1 protein-coding gene is annotated in these 1,028 nt (G+C 77.0%); it reads left to right on the top strand.

Annotated elements, in window-relative coordinates:
• The first annotated feature begins 164 nt into the window (after positions 1-164).
• Positions 165-788 (top strand): hypothetical protein, encoded by a 624-nt coding sequence (locus E9549_RS22810; RefSeq protein WP_236828887.1) that lies wholly within the window; start codon positions 165-167, stop codon positions 786-788.
• The last annotated feature ends 240 nt before the right edge of the window (positions 789-1,028 follow it).

The following is a 1,028-nucleotide window of genomic DNA, read 5'->3' as shown; positions in this document are numbered from 1 at the left end:
CAAGTGCGCCCGCGCAGGGTCGGCGCCGACCCTGCGCGGGCGCACTTGCGGCCGACTTGTCGCCGGGACGGCAAGCCGGCCGTCAGCGACCGGCAAGCGGGGGGCGCGAGCGTCGGCGCCGACCGGGTCGCCCGACCCGACGCACCCCGAGCCCGAGGACCGCCATGACCACCGCACCGCCCCTGACCGCTCCGACCTCCTCCCCCGCGCTCCGCGACCACCGCCCCTCCGACGCGCTGGAGGTGACGGCGCTGGTGGCCGGCGGCGTGCTCTTCGCCGTCGGCAACGCCCTCCACCCGCTGGAGCACGACGAGGCCGCGCCGGAGGCCTCGACCTGGGTGCTCTCGCACCTGACGTTCGCCGTCGGCGCCCTGCTCATCGCCGCCGGGCTCGGCGTGCTCGCCCGCCGCTTCCGCGGTTCCCGGACCGCGCTGGCCGGTCTCGGCACCACGTGGCTGGGGATGGTGCTCATGCCCGCGAGCTCGGTGGCGGAGGCGTACGTCCGCCCGCTGATGGGCCACGAGGGCTACCACGCCTTCGAGGAGGCGGCCGCCGGCTTCGCCGCGGTCGCCGGGATCGCCACGCTGCTCGGGCCGGTGCTGGTCGCCGCCGTCGCGCTGCGTCGCCGCCTGCTGCCGCCGCCGGTGAGCATCGCGCTCGTCGGGATGACCCTCGGTCTGCTCGTCTCCCCCGCCCTGCCGGCGGAGGGCTACGGCATCATCCCCGGCACGGTGCTGTTCGGGCTGGGCATGGCCGCCGCGGGGTGGCTGTCCCGCACCTCCTCCTGATGACCGGCCACCGGCGCCCGGGCCTCGTGCCCGGGCGCCGGTTCGTCGCCTGCCCCCGCCCCGCGGAACGATCCCGTCCGGGTCGGGACGTCCGTCCCTGGTCGACCGGGACGCCGCCGCCCTACCGTCGGTCCCAGCTCACTCACAGACACGGACGAGGTGCCATGACAGCGGTGCTCCCCCGCCCCGAGCCGCCGACCACCGATCCCTCTCCCGCCCTCGATCCGCGCAGCGCCACCA

This window comes from Blastococcus sp. MG754426, from assembly GCF_021699055.1.
GTDB lineage: Bacteria > Actinomycetota > Actinomycetes > Mycobacteriales > Geodermatophilaceae > Blastococcus.
This window is presented reverse-complemented; position numbering and strand designations above follow the sequence as displayed.